The organism is Ralstonia sp. ASV6 (assembly GCF_016429285.1).
Lineage (GTDB): Bacteria > Pseudomonadota > Gammaproteobacteria > Burkholderiales > Burkholderiaceae > Ralstonia > Ralstonia flaminis.
Genome location: NZ_JAELUI010000661.1, coordinates 1 through 301, shown reverse-complemented (window position 1 = coordinate 301; position 301 = coordinate 1). Strand labels below are relative to the sequence as shown.

The following is a 301-nucleotide window of genomic DNA, read 5'->3' as shown; positions in this document are numbered from 1 at the left end:
CCCCCCCCCCCCCCCCCCCCCCCCCCCCCCCCCCCCCCCCCCCCCCCCCCCCCCCCCCCCCCCCCCCCCCCCCCCCCCCCCCCCCCCCCCCCCCCCCCCCCCTTTTTCACGCAGAAGACGGCATACGAGATCAGGCGCCATGTCTCGTGGGCTCGGAGATGTGTATAAGAGACAGGCCTGACGGTACTGCGCAATGATGCCCGGGATTTCCTCCGTGGCCAGCGCGCGCGGCTCACTGGTGGGCTCGTTGCCCGGCGTGCCGTCAGGGTGCACGACAAAGCTCTGCGCACCCTTGGCGACG

General features: G+C 75.4%; 1 pseudogene. It reads right to left on the bottom strand.

From position 1 onward, the window contains the following. Positions 1-174: 174 nt before the first annotated feature. Positions 175-301 (bottom strand): annotated as a pseudogene (locus tag JHD73_RS29455) (alkene reductase); the annotation flags it as partial.